We start from the raw sequence: 13,813 nt of genomic DNA, 5'->3' as shown, positions 1-13,813 counted from the left end.
GCAAGCGCCCCGCCTGCCCCGAAGCGTCTCGGGAGCCCATCAATGAAAAATGGCCCGACGCAGAACGCCGGGCCGAGACAAGCTGGAAGCTGCTTCCAACAGGGAGAACAATAGGTATCACCTTTTACGACGGAGAAACCGGTCCGCTCAGGCGAAGAGGGTCTGTACCTCGGAGCCATGCGTCTCGAGGCTCTTGCGCATCTTGCCGAACGCCTGTGCCTCGAGCTGGCGGATACGCTCCTTCGAGAGACCAAGCTCCTGCCCGAGGCTTTCCAGCGTGCGCGGATCCTCGATCAGACGGCGCTCGCGGATGATGTAGCGCTCGCGCTCGGTCAGACGGCCCATCGCTTCGCCCAACCATGCCCGCAGGGTAATACCATCCTGGTCGGCAGAGACAGTGCGTTCGGTGTCGGCATTCTCGTCCTCGAGCGTGTCGACCCATTCGCGGCCTTCATCTTCGGAAGATTGCGTGGCGTTCAGCGAGAAATCGCTGCCCGACAGACGACCTTCCATCATTTCCACATCCGCCAGCGGAACGCCGATCTCCTCGGCCACACGCTTGCGCAGCGTCGCCGCGTCGATCTTGCCACCCTCGGCCTCGACCTCGCGCTCGATCTGGGCTTGCACACGGCGCATATTGAAAAACAAAGCCTTCTGCGAGGAGGTCGAACCGGTGCGCACCATCGACCAGTTGCGCATCACGAATTCTTGGATCGAAGCCTTGATCCACCAGACCGCATAGGTCGAGAAACGAACGCCACGTTCAGGGTCGAACTTCTCGGCGGCTTTCATCAAGCCGAGGCTCGCTTCCTGGATCAGATCGTTCATCGGGGCGCCATAACGGCGGAACTTGGCCGCCATCGAGATCGCCAGCCGCATGTAAGCATTGATCAGACGGTGCAGGGCAACCTCGTCACGATTGTCGCGCCATGCCTTTGCCAGCGCAAGCTCGGTCTCCGCATCAAGGAATTCCGCCTTCATTGCGCGACGCGGTAGGGTTTCATCCGTCATACCATCGAGTGCCATCAAATCGTCTCCCGGGGCTCAAGCAAGGCAGACGCCCGCATTCAAATCCGTTTCACACGGACACAATGCGCAACGCGCGGAACGGTTCCGCGAAACCGCGAGAAAATCTTAATATTTGCCGGAAAACCGCGGCAGTACTTTCAAAAAGTTGCTATAAAATCATTTATATTCATAGCTCTAATAAAAATCTTTCGGGTCAAGCCTTGCCGCGCAAAAAACCGGGCCGCATCGGCAAAAAGCCGCAAATAAACACAACCATTGCGTGAATGATGATTTCATCTACTATCGTCAGATCCCTTCCCGAGAGGCCGGAGCATGGTTGCAACGATATATACCACCGCATTCGAAGGGGTGGAGGCCGTGCCGGTCGAGATCCAATGCGCCCTGTCGCCCGGATTGCCCGGGTTCTCCATCGTGGGATTGCCCGACAAAGCCGTGAGCGAGGCACGCGAGCGGATCCGGGCTGCGCTTTCGGCACTGTCGATCGCGCTGCCGCTGGAACGGATCACCGTCAATCTGGCCCCTGCCGACCTGCCCAAATCCGGTGCGCATTACGATCTGCCGATCGCGCTGGCCCTGCTGGGTGCGATGGGGATCGTGCCCGGAGACCGGACCATCGGCGTGACGGCAATTGGCGAGCTATCGCTCGACGGGCGGCTCGTCGCCGTGCCCGGCGCGCTTCCCAGCGCGATGAGTGCCGCAGCCCATGACCGTGTCCTTCTGTGCCCCGCAGGCTGCGCGGCAGAGGCTGCGTGGGCCGGGCGCGATCTGGTCTTTGCCGCCAGCCATCTGGATGCGATGGTGCGCCATCTGAGCGGCACTGCCCCTTTGTTACCCGCCACGCCTTCCCCTGCGGCAATTGCGCAGAGCCGACATGATCTCGCTGATGTCAAAGGGCAGGCCCGCGCCCGCCGGGCGCTGGAAATTGCTGCCGCTGGCCGCCATCACCTGTTGATGGTCGGCCCGCCCGGATCGGGAAAATCCATGCTGGCGCGCTGTCTGCCCGGCATCATGCCGCTTCTAACCGCCTCCGAAGCGCTGGAAACATCGGTGATCCAGTCGGTCGCCGGACAGCTGCCCGAGGAGGGGCTCTCGCGCACTGCCCCCTATCGCGCGCCCCATCACACCGCCTCCATGGCCGCCCTTGTGGGGGGCGGACGCGGCGCGGGGCCGGGCGAGATCAGTCTGGCCCATAACGGGGTGCTGTTTCTGGACGAGCTGCCTGAATTCCAGCGTAATGTGCTGGAGACCCTGCGCCAGCCCATCGAGAGCGGCGAGGTCAGCGTGTCGCGCGCCAATGCGCATCTGACCTATCCGGCGCGGTTTCTGGCGGTGGCGGCGGCCAATCCTTGTCGCTGTGGCCATCTGGGGGAGGCCTCCCGCGCCTGCCCGCGTGCGCCCGACTGCGGGGCGGAGTATCTGGGCAAGCTGTCTGGGCCGCTTCTGGACCGGTTCGATCTGCGTATCGAGGTGCCCCCCGTCGCCTATAGCGAGCTTGCGGCCCTGCCTACGGGGGAAGCAAGTGACACGGTGCGGGCCCGTGTCTCTGCCGCACGCGACAGACAGGCGCGGCGCTATGCCGATCACCCGGAAATCCGCGCCAACGCCGATGTCTCCGGCCAGTTTCTGGACGAGATCGCGCGCCCCGATGCAGAGGGCGAGGCGGTGCTGGCCCGCGCTGCCGAGCGGCTGAGGCTCTCGGCGCGGGGCTATCACCGCATCCTGCGGGTTGCGCGCACCATTGCCGATCTGGCGGGCGTCGAGCATGTGCAGAAGGCGCATATCTCAGAGGCGGTCAGCTACCGCCTTCTGCTGGCGGCCCCGCAGTCCATGCCCGGCGAATAAAGCGTGACAGATCCTCGATCGCCTCTTCGGCCTCGGGCAGGTAGCGGGCAAAGATCTGCCAGACATGCGGCGTGTCGGGCCAGCTCTGCACCGTGACATCCACCCCGAAACCGCGCAGCCGGTCGGCCATGCGCAGGCTGTCATCGCATAGGATCTCGGTCAGGCTGTGCTGGATCAGCACCGGCCCCGCACCATCGAACCGCGAATAGAGCGGCGAGATCAACGGATCATCCGGCGCAGCCCCCGCCAGCAGCATATCGACCAGCGTGCCGAACTGCTCGGCGGGCAGGATCGGGTCGGCCTCCGCATTCTCGCGCAACGAGGCGCCCTGCCCCGCCAGATCGGTCCATGGTGACATCACACAGGTCGCGGCAGGCGGCGTGCCCCGCGCACAGAGCCGCGCCAACAGCCCCAATGCCAGCCCGCCCCCTGCACTGTCTCCCGCAATCGCGATATCCTGCGGCAGGAAGCCCTTGGCCAGCAGCCCGTCCCATGCCGCCAGCGCATCCTCGGGGGCGGCAGGCAGCGGATGATCGGGAGCCAGACGGTATTCGGGCAGGATCACCTCCGCGCCCAGATGGCGTGAGATCTCGCCCGCAAGCCCGCGGTAATGCCATGCCGAACCCGCCAGATAGGCCCCGCCATGCAGATAGAGAACGGCATGAGTATAATCGCGGATCACGCCCGCGCGTACGGAAAGCGCAGGCACTGCGCCCAGATCGCGTCGCTGCACCAGCAGGCCCGACGGGATGGGGAGCCGGTGGGTGCCCCCCTCGAGTGCCGCACGGGCCTCATGGGGGCCTGTAATCCTGCGGAACCGGCGTTTGACCATATGGCGCAGCATCATGTTGAACATCCGCACGCGCAAGCTCATCCGCCGGTTCCTCTGGTATGCGCCTCAGGCGCCGGTCTGCGAACGGCGGGCCTCGATGGCCTCCCAGATCTTGCAGGTGATATTCACACCATCAAACCGCTCGAGTTCCTGAATACCGGTGGGCGAGGTCACATTGATCTCGGTCAGCCAGTCACCAATCACGTCGATACCGACGAAAATCTGGCCCTTCTCGCGCAGATAGGGGCCGATCTTGGCGCAGATCTCGCGGTCACGCTCGGTCAGCTCCACCTTCTCGGGGCGGCCACCCACATGCATGTTGGAGCGCGTCTCGCCCTCGGCAGGCACGCGGTTGATCGCCCCCACGGGCTCGCCATCGACCAGAATGATGCGCTTGTCGCCCTTGGACACGGCGGGGAGGAATTTCTGCGCGATCAGCGGCTCGCGGTTGATGCCCGAGAACAGCTCGTGCAGCGAGGCGAGGTTGCGATCGTTCGGGTCCAGACGGAACACGCCCGCTCCGCCATTGCCATAGAGCGGCTTGAGGATGATATCGCCGTGCTTCTGCTTGAACTCACGCAGCGTGGTCAGATCGCGGGCGATCATGGTGGGCGGCGTCAGCTCGGGGAAGTTCAGCACCAAGAGCTTCTCCGGCGAATTGCGCACCCAGAAGGGGTCGTTGACCACGAGGGTCTTCGGATGGATGCGGTCCAGCAGATGGGTGGTGGTGATATAGCCCATGTCGAAAGGCGGATCCTGCCGCAGCCAGACCACATCGAAGGTCGACAGGTCGACATCCTGCTTCTCGCCAAGCGTGAAATGGTTGCCCTTCTCGCGACGCACGGTCAGCGGCCAGCCACGGGCATAGATCGCGCCCTCGCGGTAGCTCAGCTGGTCGGGCGTGTAGTAGAACAGCTCGTGCCCGCGCGCCTGCGCTTCCTCGGCAATGCGGAAGGTGCTGTCCGCGTCGATATTGATCGGACCGATCGGGTCCATCTGGATTGCAACTTTCAAGGCCATACGCGCCCCCTTTCGTTTGCAGACTTAGTGCACCGAAATGATAAGCACATGCAATCTTGCTGTGATCGGAGGGGATGTTCGAATTTCCACAGATCACAGCCCTTGATCGAAACGGAAGGCATCGGGGATCAGCCGGATCTCGCCCTTGCCATCCACCAGCGCCAGATCGAAGCGCATCGCTTTTACGCGCAGATCGGGATGGCGGGCAATGTAGTCAAGCGCCGCCCGCCCGATACGGGCCACTTGCGCGGGCGCAAGCCTCGGGGCCGCCTGCGCGAAGGTTCGGGCGCGCTTCACCTCGACAAAGGCAAGGCACGACCCCTCCATGATCAGGTCGATCTCGCCATAGGGGCCACGCCAGCGGGTTTCGCGGCAGACAAAACCCAGGGCCTCATAGTGACGGGCCACCTGCGCCTCGGCCACCTCGCCTGACAGATGCGCCCGAAGACCCCGCGCATGACGGCGTCGGTCCTCGGGCGTATCGCCGGGCGCCTGGCTCATTTCTCGGCCATACCGAGCGCGATCTGGTAGACCTCACGGCGTTTGAGCCCGAAATGCTGGGCCACCTCGGCAGAGGCATCCTTCACGCTCATATCGGGCAACAGCTTGCGCAGCGCCGCCTCGATATCCTCGGGCACCGCCTCGCGCTTGCCCGCACGATCCACGAGAATCACGATCTCGCCCTTGATCTCGCGATCGGCCAGAGCCGCCTGCAATTCCGCCACGGTGCCGCGCAACGCCTCCTCGAAACGCTTGGTCAGTTCACGGCAGATCACCACCTGACGATCGAACCCGTAAGCCGCGCCCAGATCCTCGAGCGTGTCCTTCACCCGCTTCGGGCTTTCGTAGAAAATCATCGTCGCGGAGGCGTTATCCATCGTGCGGAACCACTCCTGCTTTGCCTTCGAGGTCCGCGGCGGGAAGCCTGCGAACAGGAAGCGGTCCGAAGGCAGACCCGAGATGGTCAGCGCGGCCAGTGCCGCCGAAGGGCCCGGCGCGGTAAAAACGGACACATCCGCCTCGATGGCCGCGCGCCCCAGCTGATAGCCCGGATCGGCCACCAGAGGTGTCCCGGCTTCAGAGGCATAAACCACGGATTTCCCTTCGGCCAGATGTGCCATCACCTTGGGCCGCGCCTGATCGCCATTCTGGTCGTGATAGGAAATCAGCGGCCGATGATCCAGGCTAACCCCATGAATTTCCATCAGATGCCGCAAAGACCGCGTATCCTCCGCCACCAGCACATCGGCGGTCGCGAGGATGTCGAGCGCCCGCAAGGTGATGTCGCGCGCGGCTCCGATCGGGGTGGCGATAAAGTGCAACCCCGCAGCCAGTTTGCTCGGGCTCGCTTTCGCGCCCACCACGGCCGGTTGTCCGGCCTGCCAATTCCCGCTCATCGCGCACCTTTCGTCAAGTTTACTTCCCCTATGGAAACACCTAGGGTTCGTCCTAATTCAATCCCTGCCGAATGATCAGAGGACCCCGCATGTTCGCGATTTTACGAAAGCGCCGCAACCCACTGATCCGTATCGCAGCTGTGATGTCTGCGTTCTGGGTCGCCGCCTGTGACCCGAACGCGATGACGGGCAGCGGGTCGGGTCAGCGAATCGACACCTCCAAACCGGTGCCTGTCGCCCTACTGCTTCCGGGCGGTTCAGGCAATTCCGGTGATGAAACCCTTGCCCGCTCGCTCAAGCAGGCCGCCGACCTCGCCATCTCCGATCTCGATGGCGTGAAGATCGACCTGCGCGTCTACAATACCGGCGCTAGCCCCGATCAAGCCGCCGCCATGGCCACCAAAGCGGTGGACGAAGGTGCCAAGATCATCCTTGGTCCGGTCTTCGCCCAATCGGCCAATGCCGTCGGCCGGGCCGTGGCCCCGCGCGATGTGAATGTGCTGTCCTTCTCGAACAATACCTCGATTGCAGGTGGCAACGTGTTCGTGCTCGGCCCGACCTTCGAGAATACCGCCAACCGTCTGGTGCGCTATGCCGCCCGCACGGGCAAGCGCAACATCCTCGTCGTGCATGAGCAGAACACGGCCGGTCAGGCAGGGGCACAGGCCATCCAGAACGCGATCAGCGGCTCGGGCGCAAGCCTCGCCGGCACGATGAGCTATCCCTTCTCGCAGCAGGGCGTGATCAATGCCGCAGGCCAGATCGCCGACCGTGCTAAGGCCGATGATGTCGATGCCGTCTTCATGACTGCCGATACCGCAGGCGCGCTGCCGCTCCTGTCGCAGCTGCTGCCCGAGCGTGGCGTGGACACCAGCCAGAAGAAATTCATGGGTCTGACCCGCTGGGATATCCCGCAAGCGACGCTCTCGCTGCCGGGTCTGCAGGGCGGCTGGTTCGCCACCCCCGATCCGAACCTGAACGCGCAGTTCCGTGCCCGTTATCAGGCAGCCTTCGGCGAGGCTCCCTCGCCCATCTCGGGTCTGGCCTATGACGGGATCGCGGCCATCGGGGCGCTGGTGAAATCCGGCAATCCCAATGCGCTGTCGAAATCGGGACTGACCCAGCGCTCGGGCTTTGTGGGCGTAAACGGCGTCTTCCGTCTGCGCTCGGATGGCACCAACGAGCGCGGTCTGGCCGTGGCTCAGGTTGCCAACGGTCAGGTTCAGGTCATCGACCCTGCACCGCGCAGCTTCTCGGGCGCAGGCTTCTGATCGCCCTTTTCCGCGTGCCAGCCAGCTGGTAACAAGGACATAACGCATAACGGGGCGGCCACGCATCTGCGGGCCGCCCCTTTTCCATGAAGCGCTACCGACAGGGCGCAAGGGAGACGATGATGGACCAGAGCATAGCCGCCGAGGACAGGCTGACGACCCCTCTTCCCGACGAGGCGCCCCTTCTGCTGAAAAGCGACGAGCTGATCCCGGCTCTCGATCTGGTTCTGGAAGGCCTGAGCGACCCCAAGGAGATCAGCACCGCCACGGTGCGGTTCCTCAACACCGCCCGCGATGCGGCGCGCCTGTGGATCGAGGCGGAGCTGGCGGGCCATCCCCGCATCGCGCGGAGCACGGTCGAACATTATGCGCGCATGACCGATGGCATGGTGCGCGCCGTGGTCCATGTGGCCTCGGATTACCTCAACCCGCAAACGCCCAAGGCTGGCAAGACACCCGAGATCATCACCGTGCTGGGCGTGGGCGGCTATGGCCGTGCCGAGATGGCACCGCATTCGGATGTCGATCTGCTCTTTTTGGGCGACAAGAAGCTGAGCCCGTGGACCGAGGCCGTGATCCAGAGCATGCTCTATATGCTGTGGGACCTGAAGCTGAAGGTCGGCCATGCCTCGCGCACCATCGATGACTGTATCCAGCTCGGGCGCGAGGATTTCACCATCCGCACCGCCCTTCTGGAACAGCGGTTCCTGTGCGGCGACGAGGCGCTGGCGCGCAAGCTGGCCACCCAGCTGCGCAAACAGCTCTTTGCCAATTCCGCGCCCGAATTCGTGGAGGCCAAGCTCGACGAGCGCGCCAAGCGCCACCAGCGTCAGGGAGGCCAGCGCTATGTGCTCGAACCCAATGTGAAGGAAGGCAAAGGCGGTCTGCGCGATCTGCAGACCCTCTACTGGATCGCGAAATACGTCCATTCGGTGAACCGTGCCGCAGAGCTGGTGGCCCTCGGAGCCTTCACCGAGGAGGAATACCGCAACTTCCGCTCTGCCGAGGATTATCTCTGGGCGGTGCGCTGCCATCTGCATCTGATCGCCCATCGCGCCGCCGACCAGCTGACCTTCGACATGCAGGTCGAGGTGGCCGGACGCATGGGTTATGAGGATACCGCCGGACGCCGCGCGGTCGAGGTTTTCATGCAGGACTACTTCCGCCACGCCACGATCGTGGGCGATGTGACGCGGATCTTCCTGACCAAGCTCGAGGCACAGCATGTCAAACATGCGCCCAAACTCACCCGCATCTTCCGCCGCAGACGGCATCTGAAACCGCCCTTCGTCGATGACATCCGCCGGATCAACGTCTCCGACGAGGCGTCCTTCCTTGCCGATCCGCTCAATCTCCTGCGGGTCTTCGAGGAGGCGCTGCGCACGGGCCTTCTGATCCATCCCGATGTGATGCGGCTGATCCAGTCCAACCTGCATCTGTTCGACAACAAGCTGCGCAAGACCCCCGAGGCACGGCGGATCTTCCTCGATCTGCTGCTCAAACATGGCAACCCCGAACGCGCTTTGCGCCGGATGAACGAGCTGAATGTGCTGGGCGCTTTCATCCCCGAATTCGAGCCCATCGTGGCGATGATGCAGTTCAACATGTATCACAGCTACACGGTGGACGAGCATACGATCCAGGTGATCTCGGCGCTGGCGCAGATCGAGCGTGGCGAACTGATCGAGGAATTGCCGCTTTCGTCGGAGATCCTGAAGGAAGGCGTGAACCGCAAGGTGCTCTATGTGGCATTGCTGCTGCATGACATCGGCAAGGGCCGCCCCGAGGACCATTCAATCCTGGGCGCGAAGATCTCGCGCACGGTCACCCCGCGTCTGGGGCTGAAAGAGGCCGAATGCGAGACAGTGGAGTGGCTGGTGCGCAACCATCTGGTCATGTCCGACATGGCACAGAAGCGCGATATCTCCGACCCGCGCACCATCAAGGAATTCGCCAAGGTGGTCAAAACGCGCCAGCGGCTGGACCTGCTGACGGTACTGACGGTCTGCGATATCCGCGGTGTCGGTCCCAATGTGTGGAACAACTGGAAGGCCACTCTGATCCGTCGTCTGCATGCGGAGACGGCGCAGGCACTGGAACACGGGCTGGAGGCGATCAACCGCGACCAGCGCGCGCAGGATGCCCGAAAGGCGCTGCGCGATCGGCTGGAGGCGGAGGGCTGGGACCCGAAGGTGCGTCGCGCCGAGGTTGCCCGCCACACGCCCGCTTATTGGCAGGGGCTTTCGACCCAGACCCAATATGCCTTCGCCCATCTGCTCAGGGACCTGCCCGATGACGAGATCCGCATCGATGTTCAGGTCGACGCCGATCACGATGCTACCCGTGCAGCTTTTGCGCTGGTGGATCATCCGGGTATCTTCGCGCGACTGTCGGGGGCGGTGGCACTGGTGGGCGCCAATGTCGTCGACGCGCGCACCTATACCACCAAGGACGGCTATGCGACGGCGGCCTTCTGGCTGCAGGATGCCGAAGGCCACCCCTTCGAGGCCTCGCGCCTGCCGCGCCTGCGCAATATGATCGACAAGACCCTCAAGGGCGAGGTCGTGGCCCGCGATGCGCTGAAAGATCGCGACAAAGTCAAGAAACGCGAGCGCGAATTCCGCTTCCCGACGCATATCATGTTCGATAATGACGGCTCGGAACTCTACACCATCGTCGAGGTGGACACCCGCGACCGACCGGGGCTCCTTTATGACCTGACGCGGGCCTTGGCCTCGAGCAATATCTACATCGCCTCGGCGCAGATCGCGACCTACGGGGCGCAGGTGGTCGATACCTTCTATGTGAAGGATATGTTCGGCCATAAGCTCCACGCACAATCCAAGCGCGAGAAACTGGAACAACGTCTGCGCGATTACATCGAAAGCGGTGCGAAGCGGGCGAATAACTGATGAAGGCCATTCGATGAAGGCAGAACGGTTGGTCAGGGGTTTCCTGACCGTAGGCCTCTGGACGCTGGGCAGCCGCGTTCTGGGCTTTGTGCGCGATATGATGATGGCGGCCTACCTTGGCACAGGACCGGTGGCCGAGGCCTTCATGGTCGCGTTTTCCCTGCCCAACATGTTCCGCCGCTTCTTTGCCGAGGGCGCGTTCAACATGGCTTTCGTGCCGATGTTCGCCAAACGCGTGGAGGCGGGTGAGGACCCGCATGGCCTTGCGCGCGACGCGTTCAAGGGGCTCTTTGCCGTCCTCTTCCTCTTCACGATCATCGGCACGATCGCCATGCCGTGGCTGGTCTGGGCGATGGCTGCGGGCTTTGCGGGAGATGCACGGTTCGACATGGCCGTGGATTTCGGCAGGATCACCTTCATCTATATCCTCTTCGTTTCGCTTGTGGCGCTTTTATCGGGCATTCTCAACACGTTCGGGAAATTCACCGAGGCCTCTATCGTCCCGATCCTGATGAATGTGATGTTCATCCTCGCGATGATGGCGGCCAATTACGCGGGCTGGGATATGGGCACCACGCTGGCCTGGACAGTGCCTGCCACGGGGGTCGTGCAGTTCGGCTTTGCATGGGTTGCGGCGCGCAAGCTGGGCTATACGCTCCTGCCCGGCCGTCCGCGCATGACGCCGGAACTCAAGCGCCTCTTGGTCATCGCGGGCCCCGCCGTTCTGGCCGGTGGCGTGGTGCAGATCAACCTGCTGGTCGGGCGTCAGGTGGCGTCCTTTACCGAAGGCGCCGTGGCATGGCTGAGCTATGCCGACCGTCTCTACCAGCTGCCTCTGGGCGTAGTGGGCATCGCCATCGGCACGGTGCTTCTGCCCACCCTCTCGCGCCATCTGCGCGCGGGCGAGGAGGCGGAGGGCCGCGAGAGTTTCTCGCGCGGGGCCGAGTTCGCGCTGTTTCTCACCCTGCCCTCGGCGGTAGCGCTGGTTGTGATCGCACCGCAGCTGATCTCGGTGCTTTATGACCGTGGCGCATGGCGGGCCGAGGATACGGTGGCCACCGCTCTGGTGCTCGCGATCTATGGCGTGGGACTGCCCGCGTTCGTGCTGCAAAAAGTGCTGCAACCGGTGTTCTATGCCCGCGAGGACACCCGCCGCCCCTTCCATTACGCCGTCGTCTCGATGGTGGTGAATGCCGTGGCCGCCATCGGCCTTATGCCGCTGATCGGGTTCTCGGCGGCCGCTTTGGGCACCACGATCTCGGGCTGGGTCATGCTCGGCCAGCTCTGGTGGGGCGCACGCAATCTGGGCAAGGCGGCGCGCCCCGATGCGCGTTTCTGGAAGAGCCTGTGGAAGATCGCCGTTGCCTGCGCAGTGATGGGGGTGCAGCTCGTCTATACAGCCCGCTGGCTTGCGCCCATGCTGGCCGATCATGGCGCACGCTGGGGAGCCTTGGGCCTCCTGTGCGGATCGGGCATCGTGGTCTATTTCGCGGTTGCGGGGCTCTTGGGCATTTTCGGGCTGGCCGAGTTCAAGGCCAATCTGCGCCGCCGCAGGAAGTAATCAAACGGAAACGGCGCCCCGCGAGGCGCCGTTTCATTTTACCATCAGCGCCGGTTGCGCAGCTTGGCCAGCACCCGTCCCCAGCCACCGGGCGACACGAAGAAGCTGACCACGAAGCCCACGATGAAGCCCGAAAGGTCCGCGATCCATTGATCGGTGCCACCGAAGATCAGGCTGAACAGAAGCTGGATCCCCATCAGGAACCCGATCAGCTGGAACGCTTGCATCCGGTTACCACGGGTCGCGCCCAGATAGGTCCACTGGATGAAGCTGAACGCCCCGATCAGCCCGTAAGCCGCCGGATAGCCGCCATAGAGCGCGCCTTGGGTAAAGGGCAGCGCGGTATAGATCAGCGCCGCCAGAATGGAGGAGGCGAAAAACACCGCCGCCACCGCCCAGCCACGGAAGACCTCGCCCACCATCTTGCCAAGCGCCAGAATGAAGACCAGCACGAAAGCCGCATGGGTGAAGCTGCCATGGACAAACGGATAGGTCACCACCCGCGCCATCTGCCGCCACGGATGCACCCCCGCCTCCATCATCGCCCGCATCAGGTTCGGGTCATAGGCAAAGCGCTGCAGCGCCTCGGCCCGCCAGACGACCCCGTTCTGGAACAGCCCCGCCTGCCCCAGCCCGAACATCAGCTCGCCGATGATAATGGGAGCGGCCAGTATCCAGACGATCGGCGGCAATTTGTTAAGCGGGCCTTCAGTGTAACCGGGGCGCATGGATGATCCTTCTCTTCAAGCGTGCCGATGATATGGGGCACATTCCGGCGCCCTTCAACCGATATAGCACCGGTCCAGACATTGATCCCCGCCGCATTTGGGGATAAGCGGACAAGGACGATATTTCCAGCCTGCCTGCAGGGGAGCCGAAGATGAGCGACACCACCGTAACCCCGCCCGAAACGCCCAATGCGAATTTCAAGCCGCGGATCTTCTCCGGCATCCAGCCGTCCGGCAATCTGACGCTGGGCAACTATCTCGGGGCCCTCAAGCGCTTTGCCCAAAAGCAAGACGAGGGGATCGAGACGATCTACTGCCTCGTCGATATGCATGCGATCACCGTCTGGCAGGACCCCGAAGCCCTGCGCCGCCAGACCCGCGAGGCGGCGGCCGCCTTTATCGCCTCGGGCGTCGATCCCAAGAGATCCATCCTCTTCAACCAATCCCAAGTGGGCGCCCATGCCGAGCTGGCATGGCTCTTCAACTGCACCGCGCGTCTGGGCTGGATGAACCGGATGACCCAGTTCAAGGACAAGGCCGGCAAGAATGCCGAGAAGGCGTCGCTCGGCCTTTACGCCTATCCTGCGCTTATGGCCGCCGATATCCTTCTGTATCACGCGACCATGGTGCCGGTAGGCGAGGACCAGAAGCAGCATGTCGAACTGACCCGCGACATCGCCAACAAGTTCAACCATGATTTCGGTGTCGACTTCTTCCCCGAGCCGGAACCATTGATCGAGGGGGCTGCCACCCGCGTCATGAGCCTGCGCGACGGCTCGAAGAAGATGTCGAAATCCGACCCCTCGGATGCTTCGCGCATCAATCTGACCGATGATGCCGACACCATCGCCAAGAAATTCCGCAAGGCCCGCACCGATGCCGAGCCGCTTCCGGAAACGGTCGAGGGCCTGTCGGAGCGCCCCGAGGCCCGCAATCTGGTCAATATCTACGCGGCCCTCGCCGATATGACGGCCGCGCAGGTGGTGGCGGAATTCGCAGGCAAGGGCTTTGGCGATTTCAAACCGGCTCTGGCCGATCTTGCGGTCGAGAAGCTCGCGCCGATCTCCACCGAGATGAAACGCCTGATGGATGATGTGACAGAGATCGACCGGATCCTTGGTCACGGGGCCGAGCAGGCCGATGCCATCGCCCGCCCGATCGTCGAGAAAACCTATGACATCATGGGCATGGTGCGCTCGCGTTGATCTTTTCCGGGTTACG

11 protein-coding genes are annotated in these 13,813 nt (G+C 63.3%); 5 read left to right on the top strand and 6 right to left on the bottom strand.

Going from position 1 to position 13,813, the window contains the following annotated elements; all coding sequences use genetic code 11:
• Nucleotides 1-147: 147 nt before the first annotated feature.
• Nucleotides 148-1,026 carry an RNA polymerase factor sigma-32 gene (locus ABEB22_RS07900; protein WP_406870009.1) on the bottom strand — a complete coding sequence of 293 codons (879 nt, stop codon included), beginning with the start codon at nt 1,024-1,026 and terminating at the stop codon, nt 148-150.
• A gap of 315 nt (nt 1,027-1,341) precedes the next feature.
• Between ABEB22_RS07900 and ABEB22_RS07895 the strand changes: the two genes are divergently transcribed.
• On the top strand, nt 1,342-2,871 hold the full coding sequence (locus ABEB22_RS07895; RefSeq protein ID WP_406870008.1) for a YifB family Mg chelatase-like AAA ATPase: 1,530 nt from the start codon (nt 1,342-1,344) through the stop codon (nt 2,869-2,871).
• On the opposite strand, the gene ABEB22_RS07890 is transcribed toward ABEB22_RS07895, so the two are convergent.
• From ABEB22_RS07890 to rsmI, 4 genes are all read right to left on the bottom strand, one after another.
• Nucleotides 2,822-3,745 (bottom strand): alpha/beta hydrolase fold domain-containing protein, encoded by a 924-nt coding sequence (locus ABEB22_RS07890; RefSeq protein ID WP_406870007.1) that lies wholly within the window; start codon nt 3,743-3,745, stop codon nt 2,822-2,824. The genes ABEB22_RS07895 and ABEB22_RS07890 overlap by 50 nt on opposite strands.
• A gap of 24 nt (nt 3,746-3,769) precedes the next feature.
• Complete coding sequence (gene gshB, locus ABEB22_RS07885; protein ID WP_406870006.1) at nt 3,770-4,723, bottom strand: glutathione synthase; 954 nt, start codon at nt 4,721-4,723, stop codon at nt 3,770-3,772.
• 93 nt (nt 4,724-4,816) lie between these two features.
• Nucleotides 4,817-5,224 (bottom strand): YraN family protein, encoded by a 408-nt coding sequence (locus ABEB22_RS07880; protein ID WP_406870005.1) that lies wholly within the window; start codon nt 5,222-5,224, stop codon nt 4,817-4,819.
• The gene (gene rsmI, locus ABEB22_RS07875) at nt 5,221-6,120 is read right to left on the bottom strand and encodes a 16S rRNA (cytidine(1402)-2'-O)-methyltransferase (protein ID WP_350935064.1); all 900 of its coding nucleotides are present in this window, start codon (nt 6,118-6,120) and stop codon (nt 5,221-5,223) included. Before rsmI ends, ABEB22_RS07880 begins: the two co-directional genes overlap by 4 nt.
• 89 nt (nt 6,121-6,209) lie before the next feature.
• Between rsmI and ABEB22_RS07870 the strand changes: the two genes are divergently transcribed.
• From ABEB22_RS07870 to murJ, 3 genes are all read left to right on the top strand, one after another.
• Nucleotides 6,210-7,391: a penicillin-binding protein activator gene (locus ABEB22_RS07870; protein WP_406870004.1), complete on the top strand. Its 1,182-nt coding sequence runs from the start codon at nt 6,210-6,212 to the stop codon at nt 7,389-7,391.
• Between the two features lie 122 nt (nt 7,392-7,513).
• Complete coding sequence (locus ABEB22_RS07865; RefSeq protein ID WP_406870003.1) at nt 7,514-10,303, top strand: [protein-PII] uridylyltransferase; 2,790 nt, start codon at nt 7,514-7,516, stop codon at nt 10,301-10,303.
• A gap of 13 nt (nt 10,304-10,316) precedes the next feature.
• On the top strand, nt 10,317-11,864 hold the full coding sequence (murJ, locus tag ABEB22_RS07860; protein ID WP_406870002.1) for a murein biosynthesis integral membrane protein MurJ: 1,548 nt from the start codon (nt 10,317-10,319) through the stop codon (nt 11,862-11,864).
• Between the two features lie 44 nt (nt 11,865-11,908).
• Here murJ and ABEB22_RS07855 read toward each other — a convergent pair whose 3' ends face one another.
• Nucleotides 11,909-12,592, bottom strand: a complete 684-nt coding sequence (locus ABEB22_RS07855) for a rhomboid family intramembrane serine protease (protein WP_406870001.1) — start codon at nt 12,590-12,592, stop codon at nt 11,909-11,911.
• A 152-nt stretch (nt 12,593-12,744) separates the two neighbouring features.
• Here ABEB22_RS07855 and trpS point away from each other — a divergent pair, with 152 nt between their 5' ends.
• A complete protein-coding gene (gene trpS / locus ABEB22_RS07850; RefSeq protein WP_406870000.1) occupies nt 12,745-13,797 on the top strand; it encodes a tryptophan--tRNA ligase in 1,053 nt (350 codons plus the stop codon).
• Nucleotides 13,798-13,813 lie beyond the last annotated feature (16 nt).

Origin of the sequence: Thioclava sp. 'Guangxiensis', from assembly GCF_045348365.1 — a bacterium.
Lineage (GTDB): Bacteria > Pseudomonadota > Alphaproteobacteria > Rhodobacterales > Rhodobacteraceae > Thioclava > Thioclava kandeliae.
Note: the sequence above shows the minus strand (reverse complement) of the source record. Positions and strands in the feature narration are given on the sequence as shown.

What these genes read in the sequence shown, in the direction of transcription:
- ABEB22_RS07900 (WP_406870009.1), bottom strand. Translation starts at nt 1,026, where the DNA reads ATGGCACTCGATGGTATGACGGATGAAACCCTACCGCGTCGCGCAATG.
- ABEB22_RS07895 (WP_406870008.1), top strand. Translation starts at nt 1,342, where the DNA reads ATGGTTGCAACGATATATACCACCGCATTCGAAGGGGTGGAGGCCGTG.
- ABEB22_RS07890 (WP_406870007.1), bottom strand. Translation starts at nt 3,745, where the DNA reads ATGAGCTTGCGCGTGCGGATGTTCAACATGATGCTGCGCCATATGGTC.
- gshB (WP_406870006.1), bottom strand. Translation starts at nt 4,723, where the DNA reads ATGGCCTTGAAAGTTGCAATCCAGATGGACCCGATCGGTCCGATCAAT.
- ABEB22_RS07880 (WP_406870005.1), bottom strand. Translation starts at nt 5,224, where the DNA reads ATGAGCCAGGCGCCCGGCGATACGCCCGAGGACCGACGCCGTCATGCG.
- rsmI (WP_350935064.1), bottom strand. Translation starts at nt 6,120, where the DNA reads ATGAGCGGGAATTGGCAGGCCGGACAACCGGCCGTGGTGGGCGCGAAA.
- ABEB22_RS07870 (WP_406870004.1), top strand. Translation starts at nt 6,210, where the DNA reads ATGTTCGCGATTTTACGAAAGCGCCGCAACCCACTGATCCGTATCGCA.
- ABEB22_RS07865 (WP_406870003.1), top strand. Translation starts at nt 7,514, where the DNA reads ATGGACCAGAGCATAGCCGCCGAGGACAGGCTGACGACCCCTCTTCCC.
- murJ (WP_406870002.1), top strand. Translation starts at nt 10,317, where the DNA reads ATGAAGGCAGAACGGTTGGTCAGGGGTTTCCTGACCGTAGGCCTCTGG.
- ABEB22_RS07855 (WP_406870001.1), bottom strand. Translation starts at nt 12,592, where the DNA reads ATGCGCCCCGGTTACACTGAAGGCCCGCTTAACAAATTGCCGCCGATC.
- trpS (WP_406870000.1), top strand. Translation starts at nt 12,745, where the DNA reads ATGAGCGACACCACCGTAACCCCGCCCGAAACGCCCAATGCGAATTTC.